Raw genomic sequence first — 17,085 nt, 5'->3', positions numbered from 1 at the left:
TGGCAATGAAACAGGACAGAACATCTTAAGAAGTAAGGAGCGACCTTATGCTGAATTATACGGTTCGACGGTTATTCATGTTGATTCCGGTCCTGTTAGGGATGACGATTATCGTATTCTCCATTATTCACGCAATTCCGGGCGATCCGGCTGAGGTCATTCTCGGAGAAAAAGCAAGTGTGGAATCCAAGGAAGCCTTGCGTAAACAACTGAAATTAGATCAACCGCTTTATATTCAATACGGCGATTATTTAGGTAACTTATTCGCGGGCGATCTGGGGACTTCGATTCGGACACGCACCGCTATAACCGAGGAAATTATACCGTACCTTGCGGCTACGCTGGAACTGACACTCGTAAGTATGGCGATTGCGGTGTTTGTCGGGGTCAATGCCGGCATCCTCAGCGCTTGGAAGCAAAATTCATGGTTTGATTATATCAGCATGTTGATTGCGCTTATTGGGGTCTCGATGCCCATATTCTGGCTGGGGCTGATGGAACAGTGGATCTTCGCGTTGGAGCTGAAATGGCTGCCGTCAATCGGGCGGATGAATCCGCGGGACCCGGTGGAGTCCATCACCAATATCTATATGATTGACGCCATGCTGGCCGGACGTTGGGATCAGCTGTGGACGGTCATCAAGCATCTCATCCTGCCGGGAATCGCGCTCGGTACGATCCCGATGGCGATAATTGCGCGTATGACGCGTTCGTCGATGCTGGATGTGTTGCGCGCGGACTATATCCGTACCGCACGCGCCAAGGGGATGTCCCAGTTCTGGGTCATCTACAAGCATGCGTTGCGTAACGCTTTTATCCCCGTGCTGACGGTGATTGGTCTGCAGACGGGGTTGCTGCTCGGCGGGGCGGTGTTGACGGAGACGATCTTCGCTTGGCCGGGTGTGGGACGTTATATTTTTGACGCGATCAGTGCCCGGGACTATCCTGTCATTCAATCCGGCATCCTGATTATCGCATTCATCTTCGTGCTCATTAATCTGCTGGTGGACCTTCTGTACGCCGCCGTCGATCCAAGAATCAGCTACAAATAGGAGGGATAAGCATGTCTCAAACGGCATTAGATGTTCACTTGAAGCCGCCTGCAGCCAAAGCCGAGATATCTTCCCCTTGGCGTGACGGATGGCGGAGCTTCCGGCGGAACAAGCTGGCGATGATTGGGTTGTGTATTATTGTGTTTTTTGTGGTGATTGCGCTGTTGGCGCCTGTCATCACGCAGTATGACTACAAGGAACAGGTGTTAATGGACCGATTGCAAAAGCCCAGCGCCCAGCACTGGTTCGGCACCGATGATCTGGGCCGGGATCTGTTCTCGCGGATTGTGTACGGGACGCGTATTTCTTTGTGGGTAGGAACGAGCTCCGTGGTGGTTTCCATCATCGTCGGAGTGTTCCTGGGCATTGTCGCCGGATTTTACGGTCGATGGCTGGATATGCTGATTTCGCGGTTTTTCGATATTTTGCTGGCGTTCCCGAGCATCCTGTTGGCGATTGCGATTGTGGCGGCCCTCGGACCTTCCTTGCAAAATTCCCTGCTCGCCATCGCCATCATCAACGTGCCGGTGTTCGGCCGGTTGGTGCGGGCGCGGGTGCTCAGTTTGCGCGAGGAAGAGTATATCACCGCCGCTAAGGCGCTCGGTATGAAGAATGGGCGCATCCTGCTGCATCACATTCTGCCGAACTGTCTGGGCCCGGTTATAGTGGCCGGGACGCTGGGTGTAGCTACGGCGATTATTGAGGCCGCGGCGCTTGGGTTTTTGGGCATGGGCGCGCAGCCGCCGGAACCGGAATGGGGCAAGATGCTGTCGGATTCCCGACAGTTCATTCAGAAAGCCCCGTGGACGGTGTTGTTCCCGGGTTTATCCATCATGTTGACCGTGCTCGGGTTCAACTTGATGGGAGACGGCTTGCGCGATGTGTTGGATCCGCGCATGAAGAACTAGAAAAACCGCAGCCTTGGCGTGAGCCGAAGGTTGCGGTTTTTTTGGCGGCTTGGCGGAGCCGGCGCCGTGGCCCGGGCGAGCGTGCGAGCGGGGCGATTTGTAGCGGAAACGCTACAAATGCCCTTGGCGAAGCTGCGGTGAGGCGCGATAGTAGCGATATCGCTACAAAAGGGGCCGTGGCCCGGGTGAGCGCGCGAGCGGGGCGATTTGTAGCGGAAACGCTACAAATGCCCTTGGCGAAGCCGCGGTGAGGGCGCGATAGTAGCGATATCGCTACAAAAGGCGGGGCCGCGGGTGGAGCGGGCGCGAGCGGGGCAATTTGTAGCGGAAACGCTACAAATGCCCTTGGCGAAGCTGCGGTGAGGCGCGATAGTAGCGATATCGCTACAAAAGGCGGGCCGTGGCCCGGGCGAGCGCGCGAGCGGGGATATTTGTAGCGGAAACGCTACAAATGCCCTTGGCGAAGCTGCGGTGAGGCGCGATAGTAGCGATATCGCTACAAATGGCGCTGCATGGCTCGGGCGAGCGTGTGAGAGGGCGATTTGTAGCGGAAACGCTACAAATGCCCTTGGCGAAGCCGCGGTGAGGCGCGATAGTAGCGATATCGCTACAAATGGCGGCTGCATGGCCCGGGCGAGCGCGCGAGTGGGGCAATTTGTAGCGGAAACGCTACAAATGCCCTTGGCGAAGCCGCGGTGAGGCGCAGTAGTAGCGATATCGCTACAAATGGCTCGCCCATGGCCACGCCGCGCCGCAGCCCGCCACCCACGCCGCGCCCCAGCCCGCTATCCCCGCGCCTCCGGCCCGCCACGGCTGCCCGCCGCCCCAGCCGCCCACGTCGGATCAACCGCCCATCTGGGCGATTTGATCCGACGTGTACGTCACAGCCCCCTGCGCCGGCTGCTGCGAGGCCCGGAACATGGCGGCGGCGACAACGCGCGCATGAATCGGCCGATACTTGCGCATGCTCCCGAACAGCACCGCCGAAAGCGGCTTGGCCAAAATCTCCGCGGCTTTTTCACCCAGACGAAACTCCGCCCGATTGCCCAGCAACAAGGATGGCTGGAAGATGTGCAACGCGTCATACGCCAGCGCCTTCAAGCCTTCTTCCAGCTCCCCCTTCATGCGCAGATAAAAGCTGGATGCCGCGGGATCAGCTCCAATGGAGCTGACGACGGCCAACGTTTGGGCTCCTCGGATCCGAGCCAGCTTCGCCAAAGCCAGCGGATACTCCACGTCGATCCGCCGCATCGCTTCCTGGCTGCCGGCTTTCTTGATCGTGGTGCCGAGGCAGCAGTACACATCGTCGGCTTCCAGCCAAGATTCCGCATCCTGCAAACGATCAAAATCAACCTGATGCTGAACCAACTTAGGGTGCTCAACAGCTAACTTGGACCGCCCGACAGCGACGACCCGCGCATAGGTATCATCACGCAGCAATATATGAAGCAATTCATTTCCGATCAATCCGCTTGCGCCTGCGATCAGCGCTGTTTTTCCCGCCATAGGTGATACCTCCGATACATTTTGGTTTTATACATTCAGTGTAGCATTCGAATACGCGGCTAGCCAAATCGAGAAATAACGGAAACCAGGTGCTTTTGCCCCAAAAACGGGTGGTTTATGGTATTATGTTTAACGTAATCCGGATGTTTTGCCAAAAATGGACATACTATGCTCAACCTTATCCCAGTTACATTTTACCATATGAAATTATACATAACTCCCGGTCTGACCGGTTTACAAGGAAAGGGGCACACCCGACTATGGCTATAACGAGCATACCAGCGGCGGCACTCCAGACGGAACAGCCGATTATCCGCTTTGAGCATGTGACCAAGAGATATGATCAAGACGAGCCCGTGTTGAAGAACGTTAGTTTTGAGAATGAACGGGGTAAATTTTATACGCTGCTGGGACCATCCGGTTGTGGCAAAACGACCATTCTCCGCCTGATCGCGGGCTTTATGGAGCCATCTGAAGGTAACATTTATTTCAATGGCAAAATTATCAACCGCGTCCCGGCGAATGAGCGCCAAGTGAACACGGTTTTCCAGGATTACGCGCTGTTTCCTCATCTGAATGTGTTCGAAAATGTCGCCTTCGGCCTCCGCATCAAAAAATTGAAAAACGATGCGATTCGCACCAAGGTGCTCGAGGCGCTCCGCTTCGTTAACCTCGAGGGTTACGAGAATCGGGAAATTACGGAGATGTCCGGCGGTCAGCGTCAACGGGTCGCCATTGCCCGCGCGATCGTGAATGAGCCGGAGGTCATCCTGCTGGACGAGCCTTTATCCGCGCTCGACCTGAAGCTGCGCACCGAGATGCAATACGAGCTTCGCGAGCTGCAGCGCCGTCTGGGCATCACGTTCATCTTTGTTACGCATGATCAGGAGGAAGCGCTGGCGATGTCGGATGAGATTTTTGTGCTCAATCAAGGCATTATTCAGCAGAGCGGGACGCCGATCGACATCTATGATGAACCGATTAACCGTTTCGTGGCGGACTTTATCGGGGAGTCTAACATTGTGCCGGGCCGGATGGTGCAGGACTTTGAAGTCGAGTTTGTGGGCAAAAAATTCGAATGCGTCGATCAAGGCCTCCAACCGAATGAAGCGGTGGAAATTGTAATCCGTCCGGAGGACTTGGAGATTACCACACCGGAGAACGGGAAGCTGAAGGTGCGTGTCGATTCGCAGCTGTTCCGCGGCGTCCACTACGAGATCATCTCCTATGATGAAGCGGATAACCGCTGGCTGGTGCATTCCACGAAGAAAGCCGTCGTAGGCGAGCAGATCGGTCTGTTCTTCGACGAGGAAGCCATTCACGTGATGCGCTTCGGCGAGACGGAAGAGGAGTTCGACGCGCGGCTGGAAGCGTATGACGACGATGAGGAAACGGGGAACGGACCCGGGAACGGGATAAGCGGGCTGGGCGGTACAGGCCATGAACAATAACAATGCTCGGAACCTGTACCTTATCCCTTATGTAGCCTGGATCGGCTTGTTTGTTATTGCGCCGATTGTGCTGATATTGTACTATTCCTTTTTTGACATTGAGGGGCAGTTCACGTTCGGTAACTATGTTAAATTCTTCACGCCCACCTACCTGTGGATGACGCTAAGCTCGTTCTGGTACGCGTTTCTGATTACCGTATTCTCCTTGCTGGTGGCGTATCCTACGGCTTATTTGCTGACACGGACGAAGCATAAGCAGTTGTGGTTGCTGCTGGTTATTTTGCCAAGTTGGATAAATCTGCTGTTGAAGGCTTACGCTTTCTTGGGATTGTTCGGCACCTACGGCTTTGTGAACGCGTTTCTGGAGCTGGTGGGGATCGGGACGAGGCAAATTTTGTTTACGGACTTTAGTTTTGTGTTTGTGTCGGTGTATATTTTTGTGCCGTTCATGATCTTGCCGATTTATAATGCGCTGGAGAAAATGAACCCCTCCCTCGTCTACGCGGCGCAGGACCTGGGGGCATCGTCTTGGACGGCGTTCCGGCGGGTCGTGTTTCCGTTGACATTGAACGGCGTGAAGTCCGGATGCCAGGCGGTCTTTATCCCGGCGTTGTCGCTGTTTATGATCACGCGCCTGATTGCGGGAAACCGTGTTATTACGCTGGGTACCGCGATTGAGCAGCACTTTCTGGTCACGCAGGATTGGGGTATGGGCGCGACGATTGCCGTATTCCTGATTATCGCGATGGCGTTGATTATGATTATTACGGGGAACCGGAAGAGGGGGCTCGCACGATGACAGCAATGGGACGCAACCGTTTCTCCAACATCTATCTGATGCTGGTGTTCCTGATTTTGTACGCGCCGATCCTCTACCTCGTTTACTATTCGTTTAACAGCGGCGGGAACATGCATGAGTTTGAAGGGTTTACACTCGACTGGTACAAGGAAGTGTTCGCGGACACGCGGCTGCTGATCATTGTGTTGAACACGCTGGTTGTGGCGCTGTTGTCGGCGGCGATTTCTACCATATTGGGCGTGCTGGGGGCATTGGCCATCCAACAAGTACGGCGACGCCAGCCGAAGAATGTGTTGCTCACACTCAACAACGTGCTGATCGTTTCACCGGATGTGATCGTGGGTGCTTCCTTCTTAATCCTGTTTACCATTATTGGCATTAAATTGGGCTTTGTGTCCGTACTGTTGTCGCATATCGCGTTCAGTGTGCCGATTGTCGTCATTATGGTGTTGCCGAAACTCGAGGAGATGAGCACGAATCTTGTGGATGCGGCGTTGGATCTGGGCGCTTCCCGGCTGGATGTGCTGACGAAAGTGGTGCTGCCTTATATTAAATCGGGGATTTTTGCCGGATTCTTTATGGCGTTAACTTATTCGTTGGACGATTTCGCGGTCACGTTCTTTGTCACGGGGAACGGCTTCTCCACGCTGTCTGTGGAAATTTACTCGCGCGCGCGGCAAGGAGTTTCATTAACCATCAACGCTTTGTCTACGCTGTTATTCCTGTTCACGGCGCTGCTCGTGTTCGGGTACTACTTCCTAAACCGCCGCAAAGCGCTGGCGGTAGGAATGGAGGTTAAACAATGAAGGGATTAGTGCGGGCCTTTGCGTTGATTTTCATCGTGGCGTTCGGGCTGATGTATCTGACTTCTTATTTGAACTCCGAGCAGGGGTACTCCGGGGGCAATACGCTGACGATTTACAATTGGGGCGACTATGTGGATCCCGAGTTGTTGGAGAAGTTTGAAGAGGAAACGGGTACAAAAGTTATATATCAAACGTTCGATAGCAATGAAGCGATGATGACGAAGATTGAGCAAGGCGGGACCACCTATGATATCAGCGTGCCGTCGGAGTATGCGATCGCGAAGATGAAGCAGGAAGGGCTGTTGCTGCCCATTGACTCATCGAAGCTGTCGAATCTGAAGCATATCGATCCGCGCTATATGGATTTGCCGTTTGACCCTGGGAATCAGTATTCGATACCGTATTTCTGGGGAACGGTGGGGATTGTGTACAATTCGGAGCTGTTAGGGGGCAAAAAACTGACAAGCTGGGCCGACCTCTGGGATCCGTCCTTGAAGAACCAGATCTTGCTTGCGGACGGCGCGCGGGAAGTGATGGGCATGGGACTGAACTCGCTGGGGTATTCGTTGAACGATACCGAGGAGGCGCACCTGCAGGAGGCGAAGCGCCATCTGGGGGAGCTGACCCCGAACATCAAGGCGATTGTCGGCGATGAGATCAAAATGCTGCTCGCCGGCGAAGAAGCGGCCGTCGGCCTGGTCTGGTCCGGCGACGCCTCGGAGATTATGGGGGAGAACGAGAAGCTGGATTATGTGGTGCCGACGGAGGGATCGAACCTATGGTTTGATAACATGGTGATTCCGAAGACGGCCCGCAACATCGAGGGCGCGCATGCGTTTATCAACTTCATGCTGGACCCTGAGAATGCCGCGCAGAACGCGGAGTATGTCGGCTACTCGACGCCGAACGCTTCAGCGCTCAAGCTGTTGCCGGAGGAGATATCCGGCGATGAGCGCTTCTACCCGGGACCTGAGCTGACGGAGAAGCTTGAGGTCTACGAGAATTTGGGCAAGCGCATGCTGGCCCATTACAACGAGTTGTTCCTCGAGTTTAAAATGCATAGCAAGTAGGGGGGCCGATGATGGCCCTCTTTTTGTGCTTGTGCATGTGCGAGTCGCTAACCTCTTTTCGTGAAAAAGTGGGTTATCCCGATGACTCAGCTCTTGAGCACCCAGGTATCTCTTTTTGGCAAAAAAGTACGATATCCCGATGACTCAGCGCTTGAGCACCCAGGTATCTCTTTTTGGCAAAAAAGTACGATATCCCGATGACTCAGCGCTTGAGCACCCAGGTATCTCTTTTTGGCAAAAAAGTACGATATCCCGATGACTCAGCTTAAGCGCCCAGGCATCTCATTTTCGCTAAAAAGTACGATATCCCGATGACTCAGCTTGAGCACCCAGGTATCTCTTTTTTGCGAGAAAGTACGATATCCCGATGACTCAGCTTGTTAATTCTCCTAATTGACAGCTTCTAATACGCTGAGTTAAAGGGATAACGTCGTTTTAATGGTTTGGGAGATAGATCGTGCCCATGGAGACTGAGGTGAAATTCAAGAGCATGGTTGCTGAGTCAAAGGGATATCGTCGTTTTTGTAGTTAGGGAGATAAATCGTGCCCATGGAGCCTGAAGTGAATATTAAGAGCTTGGCTGCTGAGTTAAAGGGATAACGTCGTTTTCGTAGTTTGGGAGATAGATCGTGCCCTGGAGAATGAAACTTTATTCTGAGCGAGATCGTTTATATGAGATGACCTACCCAGGATCCCATTTTTTAAGGAGGGAAAGTATGCTGTTTCAAGCGGGTTGTATTCTAGCAATCGTACTCATTACCTTCATGCTCAAAAAGAAAGGCATACGTCAACCATTCTCCAAAGGAATCGCACTCGCGCTAGGCTTTTCGTTGCTAGCGGTGGCCTGTCTCGGTCAAAATTACACCCAAAGCCTGATCCCAGAGGTAAACGACGGAATCGGCATCTCCAACCCGGTGGCGTACTGGATTATTGGAGAGGTAAGATGGACCCATGAGCTGTTCAAAAAAACGTTTGAGCAATATATTTACATTACGTTGTTGCTTTTAGCGGCATATCCTATTGTTAGGGTGGCGGAAAACAAGCATGAGTAAAAAGAACACATTGATACTCCTGGTTTTAATAGCGACGATTAGTGTTGGGCTCGTGATAGCTAAGGCAATTCCTGAAATTAGTAGTGTACTGAATTTATTTAGGAATTTTACGGTGGTGATTCATAATCAGTCCGATCATGCTGTGAAGGCTATTGAAATCGGTGTGGACTCGAGTGGACAAACGAAAGGAACTCCGTCGGCAACATATAACCGTACCATCCAAAAGAAAACCAAAGTCAAATTCACACCGCAACTTCGTATGACCGGCGAAGGAAGCATATATCTGAAGTACACGGATTCCAAAGGGAACACCGTGAAAAAGACCATATGTTCCTACACAGAAACATTATCCGGACACTCTAAGGTTACGATCAAAAATAATGAAGTCACAGTAGTCGAGGATTGTACATAAAAGAAGGAAGCTGGCGCGGTATGTGCATCAGCTTCCTTCTTTTGGTCTATAACAACTCCATCTCATCATCCGAACCGGATTCTTCATGGAAGATTGCCTCGAATTCCACTATTATGTATCATATCGTCCTCAAGAAAAATAATCCCTTAAGCCCTTGGCAACAGCCTCCGCGGCTTTGCGCTGGTAGGAGGTTTCGCGCACAATGCGCTCATCTTTCGGATTCGACAAGAAACCCAGCTCCACCAACACGGACGGTGTTTCATTGCCGCGAAGGATATGGTAGTTTCCGAAGGACACCCCATTGCTCTTCAGACCGATTCCGTCACTTAATCGGCTCTCTATCGCATGCGCCAAGCGCAGGTCACCGGACTCGGAATAGTAGAATGTCAGCGTGCCGGACACTTTCTTGGGCGACGAGTTGTAGTGGATACTGACAAACGCGTCGGCATCCGCCTCATCGCTTATCCGTACTCGCTCGGAGAGCCCGGGCTTGTCCTCATTGGATGTACGCGTCATCACCACCCGAGCGCCCATCGCGCGAAGCTCGTCCCGCACATACTCCGCCGTGTTCAGGTTCAGCTCGCGTTCCTTCGTCTCGTAGGTGGAGCCGACCATGCCCGGGTCGTTTCCTCCATGTCCGGCATCGATTACGATGACTTTGCCCCGCAGTCCTTTGGAGCTGGAAGCGGCTTTCCCGGCAGATCCCGCCGTACCGTTGCTTCGCACATACTGCGCGGCCACCCAACCGGTCTCACCGCCGGTGGTGCGAATCTGCAACCAGTCGTTCTGACGTTGGATAATTGCGACACCGTCACCTTCTTTCAAGGCGCCTTGTACCTTGAAGTGGGTCCCAGGGCCTCCGCGGACACGCAACACATCAGCGATCACGGTAGCTTGCGACGAGGATTTGGCGAAATTTCCGGCAGAGGAACCAGATGAGCCAGACGAACCAAGTGAGTCAGAGGCGGACGAGCCGGATCTGCCAGCACCAGAGGACAAATCAGAGGCTCCGGCTTGGCTGTGAGCATCGTCCTCCTGCGCAGAAGCGGCGGCGACGCTCGTCACTCCGCCTTTACCCGAACTTGAGCCAGAAGCATACGCGGATGCTTCTTCGGTCCCGGAACTTTTGGATAAATAGTAGCCCGCCACCCAACCGCTCACCTCGCCCGCTCGAATTTTAAGCCAACCATGCTGCTCCTCGGTGACGGTCACAACGCCGCCTTTCTTCACAGAGCCCTTCACGGAAGAGCGAAGGGACGGCTCGCTGCGAATATTCAGGGAGGAGGCATGAACCTCCGCGGTGTACGTCAACCCGCTCTGCGCCACAGCGGGAGACACGCCCACTGAATTCCAAACCATACAGCTAACGATTAGAGTAATGCCTGCTATTTTTCTCATCATAACCTCGCAATCCGGATGAATAACCCCATATACTTACCCGTTACAGCTCCCTGTGCACCTACATTTGGCATAATTGCTACAATGGACCCAGACCCGGAATCATCGTCCCGATGTACCAACAAAGTTTGGAAGTCTCACCGCTCGTCATGAGCAATAGAGTGTGATAATCTAGTAACGACGTGTACAAGTGTACATTTACCGGTTCAAAAAATTAAGGTTGTTAACTAAAGGAGCGTGCACGATGAGCCAGCAACAGAATAAAGCGTATGAGGGTACTTACCAAGGTGAGAAAGCCATATGGTTCAATTATGGTCGTTATGAAGCTGCGATTTTGCCTGAAATCGGGGGGAATTTAATCGCTTTTCGGGATATCGAAAGCGGATACAACATTCTGCATGAACCTACGGAAGAAGAGATGCCTTCCTTTAAAGCCAGACCTTTCATTCACGGGATTCCTGTACTGTTCCCGCCCAACCGTTTCGAAGACGGCAAGTTCCCTTGGAAAGGCAAAGTGTACGAGTTTCCGGTTAATGAAGAAGCAACGGGCAATCATCTGCACGGCTTTGTGCACAGTGTAGCCTGGAGCGTAACCGACTACGGCGTGAACGCGCAGGAGAGCTATGTTACTGTTACCTTAACTGTAGACGAAAACCACAGTGTTTATCAATACCTTCCGCATCATTTTACGTTACAGCTTCGTTATGCGCTAAGCCGCGACGGATTGTCCCAGCAACTGTTGGTGCGCAATGAAGGCCAGGACGAGATGCCTTGTCTGATCGCGTTCCATACTTCAATCAACGCGCCGTTCGTACCGGGAAGCTCCGCAAAGGATTACCTGCTCAAGCTCACCGTAGGTGAACGCTGGGAAATGTCCGAGCGCATGCTGCCGACCGGCCGCTACCAACCGCTGAACGAGAACGAGCGGCATCTGCGTGACGGGGGCGTGTACCCGTTCTTCGAGTCACTGGACAACCATTACACGGTGCTGCCGCAACAGGGCCGGAATCGCATGGAGCTGACAGACACCAAACACAATGTCACGCTGGTCTACGATTGCGGGACTTCCTACAAGCAATGGATGATCTGGAACAATGGAGCTACGGAAGGGTTTTTCTGCCCGGAACCGCAAGTGAATCTGGTCAATGCGCCCTTCTCGAACCTGCCTGCCGACGACATCGGATTATTCGGTTTGCAGCCGGGCGAGATTTGGGAAGAAACCAGCCGTCTGTACCTGAAGTAGCCTATTGAAATATCAGGCCCCGTCTACGTTTATCCGCGCGGATTGCGAAGATTGGGGTCTTTTGCAATGAATAGGGTTTTCCAAATATCGGTTCATCCTACATCTCTCCATATGAAATCTTCGTTTCCTCCATAGTTGTTGGTGCTGTCGACTGGTATAGTGAAAATGAAGACAAGAAAGCGCTAACTTATTCATCTGCACCTACTCTACCTAAAAAAGGAGCAAACTCATATGATTCTGACTACGCGTAAACTGCGTTGGGGCATTCTCGGTTGTGCCGGCATCGCCATAAATTCCGTCATTCCCGGTATACAGCAATCTCAGACCGGCGAGGTTGCGGCTATTGCATCCCGAAACCTGGAGAAGTCGCAAGAGGCCGCAGCCAAGCTGGGCATTCCTCAAGCCTACGGCAGCTATGAAGAGCTGCTGGCGGATGACACGATTGAGGCTGTCTACATACCGTTGCCGAATCACCTGCATCTGGAATGGACGATCCGCGCGGCGGAAGCGGGCAAGCATATCCTGTGCGAGAAGCCGCTGGCATTGAACGCGGCCGAGGCGCAGCGGATGGCCGATGCTTGCGGGCAAGCGGGCGTCCATCTCGCGGAAGCGTTCATGTACCGCCACCATCCGCGGTACGAGCAGATCCGCCAGATCATCCAATCCGGCAAGATTGGGGAGCTGCGCGCCCTGCACGGCGTGTTTACCTTTAACAACGCCGCCGATCACGCCAACATCCGCTACAAGCGGGATATGGGCGGGGGTTCGCTCTACGATGTAGGCTGCTACCCTATCAGCGCGGCGAGGTTGATCCTCGGCGAAGAGCCTGTCGCAGCGACAGTGCACGCGCTGTTGTCGCCGGAGCATGACAATGTGGACATGATGGCGTCGGGGGTGCTGGAGTTCAGCAAAGGGATGGCGGTCACCTTTACTTGCGGAATGTGGGCCGACTTCCGGAACACACTGGAGATTCTGGGGACGTCCGGACGGATTGAAGTGCCGAACGCTTTCGTAGGCGACCCCAATTTCTACGTAATCACGGCGGACGGCCGTCAGGAAGAGCAGCCGGAGAAGTTGAATCAGTATGCGCTGCAGGCGGATGTTTTTGCCCGTACGGTGTGGAATGAAGTGGATTCGGCCTTCCCCGTCTCGGATGCGGTGCTGAATATGAAGGTGCTGGATGCTTGCTTGAAATCGGCTTACGAGAAGGTTCGCGTAGAACTTTAAACAGGAGGTTGAACGGGATGAAACTTATCGAGATTCAAGGTTTGCGGCAAGGCGTATCGGAACTGGTGATGGGAACGGATTTCATCGGGATGTCCGGAGATCAGGGTGCCGATAACGAGGTCATGGACCAGTTCGTCGCCATTGGCGGCAACACGATGGACAGCGCGCGCGGGTATGTGGGCGGACGCAGTGAAGTCGGTATCGGCCAATGGATTGCAGCCCGAGGGAACCGGGCACAGGTGAACATCTTCACCAAGGGCGCGCATCCGGATGAGAACGGCTCCCGCATGAGTAAAGCGAAGATTCGCGAGGATTTGTACAATAGTTTGGAAGCTTTGCAAACGGATTACATCGATCTCTATGGATTACACCGGGACGACCCGTCGGTTCCTGTAGGCGAGATTCTCGAGATCCTCAACGAGCATCTGGAAGCAGGCCGGATTCTGACCATCGGCGGTTCCAACTGGACGCATCAGCGTTTGGAAGAGGCGAACCGTTATGCCGCTGAACATGGCCTTCGGGGATTCGACTTTAACAGTCCGAACCTGAGTCTGGCTAAAGCGCAGGATCCATATTGGCCGGATTGTGTCAGCTTGGACAGCGAAGGAATTGCATGGCATACCCGCAGCGGAATGCCGCTGCTTTCCTGGTCCTCCTTGTCGCGCGGATTTTTCACGGGACGGTTTACGCCCGAGGATCGGTCCAATGCGGATCTCGTTCGCGTATTCTACAATGACGACAACTGGGAACGCTACCGCCGCGCCGAGTCCATGGCCGCGGACAAAGGCGTGACGACGATTCAGATCGCGCTCGCCTATGTACTTAATCAACCGTTCCAAGCAGGGGCGATTATCGGCTCGCGAAACGAAGCGGAATTCAAGTCCTGTCTGGATGCGACACAGATTAAGCTTACACCCGAGGAGTTGGCATGGTTGGATTTAAGTGAATTGAACTTAAGATGAGCATCATTTTGATTACAATTAAATTAAAAATAGCGCTTTCACACATATTCCGCGTCCCCGCCCAATAGACTTTAATACTTCACGAATTTCATTCTGATGGAGAGGGTGAACGGCAGGCCATGAGGGAAACCGCTAAAAGTTTACATCTGGGCGTTATCGTTTGCAGGAGCTGCGGCACGATGGTGGATACGTTGGATACGGACCGTGTAATTGTGTACTCGGGGGTTTGCGATCATTCGGAGTGCAGAAGCAAGGAAGCGGCGGCTTTGCCGGATTACGCGTTAGACTAATGATACATTGGACATGGGACCCCTTCCGTTTCGGAGGGGGTTTTTTCCTTGCGCATGGGGTGGGTTTTCGTAAAGCCTCGCATATTTTTCCACAAAAAGGATACAGTAAAAGGGTGATAGAGGAATGAACAGATTCAGAAGGGATGAAACGTATTATGGCCAAAACGAAGGTGCTAACCGAAGTATTGAATCAACAGGTCGCCAACTGGAGCGTCCTTTATATGAAGCTGCACAATTACCACTGGTATGTGAAGGGTCCGCAATTTTTCACGCTGCATGTAAAGTTTGAGGAGTTGTACAATGAGGCTTCCCTGCACATTGATGAGCTTGCCGAGCGTCTGCTGACCTTGGGCGGGCAACCGATTGCGACGATGAAAGGATGCCTGGAATTGTCCTCCATCAAGGAAGCGCAAGGCGATGAAAAGGCGGAGAACATGGTGGCGTCGCTGGTGAAAGATTTTGAGACGGTGGTGCAGGAGTCCAAGGACGGACAAGCCATAGCGCAAGAACAAGGCGACGAAGTCACGGCGGACATGCTGCTTGCGATTTACTCGGGCGTGGAGAAGCACAATTGGATGTTGAGTTCGTTTTTGGGGAAATAGTTACTTATGAAGTGGTCAAAAAGGAGCTGAACGATATGGGTACACCCGACAAAAACCTGGAGAACACCGTCAAGGATCTGGAAGAAACGCCAGTCAACGCCTTGGAAGCGCAACAGCAGCAGCAAGCTCATAATGACGATCGCAAAGCGATGATCGACAACGACCGCGGCGACAAGCCGAACGAGAAGAAGGGTTATCAATAAGCGGCAGGTTTAGAAAAAAAAGCACTCGCTCCGGCTATATCCGCAAAATCGCGGGATGGCGGAGCGGGTGCTTTCTCATTTTGGGACTTTGAAGATAGGGTTACTGGGAATCCGCAGCGGTTGCAATCGGTTTTAACCAGAAGGATGCGGACTCACGACTATTCTGTATATTTATGATCATGGATTGGGGTACGTAACCATCGGCGGATACCGTGAATCGGTACTTTCCTTTTTGTAGAATTTTTGTTTTGTAATATCCGCTCAAATCGGTGAAGGCTTGGTTCACCGGCGTTTCATTCCCGTCCTCATCCAAGCGTGTAACGGAAATACGGGCATGATCGATACCGCCGCGATCCCAAACATTAAGGCTAAATTCGGTCCGCTGCGGCCAAGCTCCATACGTTCTCGTTCGGATAATGTGATCGTACGCGTCTGTAGGTACGCCTTTCAGATCGGTTACGGCATTGTAGGGCAGGTACAGCGTGTAGTGGCTGCTTCCTTTCAAAGGTGCGCTGGGCTTGATGAATAGTTGATTTCCCGCAATCTCTGTCGTAAAGGTTACTTTCTCATCCATATATTCGGAGCGGATTTCAATCCCATGGAGCCCGGGACCCGCTGTAATATGGCCGGTATAGGCAGCGCTAAATATGTGATTAGGATTGATGGTGTTTCCCATTCCCGGATTCGTTCCGCTAAAGATACTCTCGGAGGAAGGTGTCACAGCGAGCAAGGCGTTTCCGATCAAGCGAAAAGGTTCTCCGTTTACATATTTAACGCGGCCAAGTGTTCCTGAGAATGGAACAGGCCGGGGATCATTAAACTCAACTGTGCATAGGTAGCCTCCGAATGTCAGGATGGCCTTGCCGTCGTCGTTAAGTGCAGACACACCATACGAACTGTTGTTATTCGGACCGATGATTTGTTTCTGTTGTCCGGCAGGATTGATCATGAAGAGCTGCTGCGTAATCGTTCCAGGCGCTTGACGGGAGTATATGACCCAGCCTTTATTGTAACCAAAACCGGTGGTGACCCAGTTTGTCGCAATCGGATCTGTGAATGCGGCGAGGGTACTGACTTCACCCGTGGCGCCGTGGAATTTAACTTGTCGGGCCATGGTGTCGTCGCCGAGAACATAGAGCGCCGCTTGACCGTCGGTATGAAACGCGTAGAGCCGCTCCGTTGGGCTTTCCTCAAACCATAGGTTGGAGACCCCGTTCTTGTATTTGTAAAAGGTGTTGTTAACGCGGTAAATGATCACCCCGTTATCACCCAGTTCAAGGACTTCACCCGATAACGTCAACGGGGCAGAAGTATGGGTAAGCAGATTTCGGAGATAGAGAATACCGTCGGAAGCCGTATATGTTGCATAATGACCTGAGATTTTAAGTGCTTGAGCTTGGACGTTCAGGGGCTCCACTTGCTGGTTATACCACTCATAGAGATTCCCTTGCTCATCCTGAAACAGGCAGCCTTCCGAAGTAAGTTGACCTGAAGATACAATTTTATTTTGGGCAAAAACAGTGGTCTTCACGCCGGTGACCGTATCATGAATATAGAGCGAGCGATTCGCGGCATAGAGCACCCGCTTTCCGTCATAATCCAGCGCGCGGCCGGGTGTGGCGTATTTCATCTGGAGGCGGTGACTCTTGTCCACATACAGGGGAAGGGTGATGAAGTTTTGGCTGCCGTTCGTATTCACCGTGAACTTAAGTCCTTTGTTATAAAAATCATCGTACGGATCCAATTCAATCTGCCGACGGACTTTGCCGACCTGACCATAAGCAACCGGATAATAGAAAGAACTGCCCGGTAAATTGCTTCCCAAGCCAACGGTCAGAGCAGAGGACTCCCCGCCTCGGACATAAGCATCAACATAAACCGATGAAGTTACAAATTGGTGGGCGGCCATATTCAAGTGGACCTGGGTTTGTGTTTCTGAGAGGTTCGTACGGGATTCAGGGTTCCATTCATTCGGAAATACATCATCGGCGAAGGCGGTCGAAGGCAAGGCTGCGAATAGAAGCATAAACGTAAGTATTCGGGGAAAGGCCTGGGTGATCTTATGGAGCATCATTATGTTCCTCCTCTATTAAATAGATGCGTA

The 17,085-nt window shown here is 52.7% G+C and carries 17 protein-coding genes; 14 read left to right on the top strand and 3 right to left on the bottom strand.

All coding sequences use genetic code 11. The features are described 5' to 3' along the window. Positions 1–47: 47 nt before the first annotated feature. The gene (locus SY83_RS04320) at positions 48–1,052 is read left to right on the top strand and encodes an ABC transporter permease (protein ID WP_068604577.1); all 1,005 of its coding nucleotides are present in this window, start codon (positions 48–50) and stop codon (positions 1,050–1,052) included. Between the two features lie 11 nt (positions 1,053–1,063). Beyond that, positions 1,064–1,960 carry an ABC transporter permease gene (locus tag SY83_RS04315; protein ID WP_068604576.1) on the top strand — a complete coding sequence of 299 codons (897 nt, stop codon included), beginning with the start codon at positions 1,064–1,066 and terminating at the stop codon, positions 1,958–1,960. An 843-nt stretch (positions 1,961–2,803) separates the two neighbouring features. On the opposite strand, the gene SY83_RS04310 is transcribed toward SY83_RS04315, so the two are convergent. After that, positions 2,804–3,466 carry an oxidoreductase gene (locus tag SY83_RS04310; RefSeq protein WP_068604574.1) on the bottom strand — a complete coding sequence of 221 codons (663 nt, stop codon included), beginning with the start codon at positions 3,464–3,466 and terminating at the stop codon, positions 2,804–2,806. Between the two features lie 260 nt (positions 3,467–3,726). Between SY83_RS04310 and SY83_RS04305 the strand changes: the two genes are divergently transcribed. The 6 genes from SY83_RS04305 (at position 3,727) to SY83_RS04280 (ending at position 9,056) form a co-directional block, all read left to right on the top strand. Beyond that, on the top strand, positions 3,727–4,917 hold the full coding sequence (locus tag SY83_RS04305) for an ABC transporter ATP-binding protein (protein ID WP_068604572.1): 1,191 nt from the start codon (positions 3,727–3,729) through the stop codon (positions 4,915–4,917). Continuing rightward, on the top strand, positions 4,907–5,716 hold the full coding sequence (locus SY83_RS04300) for an ABC transporter permease (RefSeq protein WP_068604570.1): 810 nt from the start codon (positions 4,907–4,909) through the stop codon (positions 5,714–5,716). The genes SY83_RS04305 and SY83_RS04300 overlap by 11 nt, the downstream gene beginning before the upstream one ends. Before the next feature lie 5 nt (positions 5,717–5,721). Then, a complete protein-coding gene (locus tag SY83_RS04295) occupies positions 5,722–6,522 on the top strand; it encodes an ABC transporter permease (protein ID WP_068610887.1) in 801 nt (266 codons plus the stop codon). Further along, positions 6,519–7,592 carry an ABC transporter substrate-binding protein gene (locus SY83_RS04290; protein ID WP_068604568.1) on the top strand — a complete coding sequence of 358 codons (1,074 nt, stop codon included), beginning with the start codon at positions 6,519–6,521 and terminating at the stop codon, positions 7,590–7,592. The genes SY83_RS04295 and SY83_RS04290 overlap by 4 nt, the downstream gene beginning before the upstream one ends. Before the next feature lie 716 nt (positions 7,593–8,308). After that, positions 8,309–8,644 carry a hypothetical protein gene (locus tag SY83_RS04285; RefSeq protein WP_068604567.1) on the top strand — a complete coding sequence of 112 codons (336 nt, stop codon included), beginning with the start codon at positions 8,309–8,311 and terminating at the stop codon, positions 8,642–8,644. 112 nt (positions 8,645–8,756) lie between these two features. Then, positions 8,757–9,056, top strand: a complete 300-nt coding sequence (locus tag SY83_RS04280; protein WP_157279783.1) for a hypothetical protein — start codon at positions 8,757–8,759, stop codon at positions 9,054–9,056. A 129-nt stretch (positions 9,057–9,185) separates the two neighbouring features. Here SY83_RS04280 and SY83_RS04275 read toward each other — a convergent pair whose 3' ends face one another. Continuing rightward, a complete protein-coding gene (locus tag SY83_RS04275; protein WP_082882313.1) occupies positions 9,186–10,457 on the bottom strand; it encodes an N-acetylmuramoyl-L-alanine amidase in 1,272 nt (423 codons plus the stop codon). Between the two features lie 241 nt (positions 10,458–10,698). Between SY83_RS04275 and SY83_RS04270 the strand changes: the two genes are divergently transcribed. The 6 genes from SY83_RS04270 to SY83_RS23240 all read left to right on the top strand — a co-directional run bounded on the left by SY83_RS04270 (position 10,699) and on the right by SY83_RS23240 (position 14,981). Beyond that, positions 10,699–11,697: an aldose 1-epimerase gene (locus SY83_RS04270; RefSeq protein WP_068604561.1), complete on the top strand. Its 999-nt coding sequence runs from the start codon at positions 10,699–10,701 to the stop codon at positions 11,695–11,697. A 231-nt stretch (positions 11,698–11,928) separates the two neighbouring features. Next, the gene (locus SY83_RS04265; RefSeq protein WP_197479968.1) at positions 11,929–12,924 is read left to right on the top strand and encodes a Gfo/Idh/MocA family protein; all 996 of its coding nucleotides are present in this window, start codon (positions 11,929–11,931) and stop codon (positions 12,922–12,924) included. Between the two features lie 17 nt (positions 12,925–12,941). Next, a complete protein-coding gene (locus SY83_RS04260; RefSeq protein ID WP_068604559.1) occupies positions 12,942–13,886 on the top strand; it encodes an aldo/keto reductase in 945 nt (314 codons plus the stop codon). Between the two features lie 119 nt (positions 13,887–14,005). Then, positions 14,006–14,176, top strand: a complete 171-nt coding sequence (locus SY83_RS22590) for a GapA-binding peptide SR1P (RefSeq protein WP_082882312.1) — start codon at positions 14,006–14,008, stop codon at positions 14,174–14,176. A 143-nt stretch (positions 14,177–14,319) separates the two neighbouring features. Beyond that, positions 14,320–14,778: a Dps family protein gene (locus tag SY83_RS04255; RefSeq protein ID WP_231891372.1), complete on the top strand. Its 459-nt coding sequence runs from the start codon at positions 14,320–14,322 to the stop codon at positions 14,776–14,778. Positions 14,779–14,813: 35 nt separating this feature from the next. Further along, the gene (locus tag SY83_RS23240) at positions 14,814–14,981 is read left to right on the top strand and encodes a hypothetical protein (RefSeq protein WP_197479967.1); all 168 of its coding nucleotides are present in this window, start codon (positions 14,814–14,816) and stop codon (positions 14,979–14,981) included. Positions 14,982–15,081: 100 nt separating this feature from the next. On the opposite strand, the gene SY83_RS04250 is transcribed toward SY83_RS23240, so the two are convergent. Further along, on the bottom strand, positions 15,082–17,055 hold the full coding sequence (locus tag SY83_RS04250) for a peptidase associated/transthyretin-like domain-containing protein (protein ID WP_068604555.1): 1,974 nt from the start codon (positions 17,053–17,055) through the stop codon (positions 15,082–15,084). Positions 17,056–17,085 lie beyond the last annotated feature (30 nt).

This window comes from Paenibacillus swuensis (genome assembly GCF_001644605.1).
GTDB lineage: Bacteria > Bacillota > Bacilli > Paenibacillales > DY6 > Paenibacillus_N > Paenibacillus_N swuensis.
Note: the sequence above shows the minus strand (reverse complement) of the source record. Positions and strands in the feature narration are given on the sequence as shown.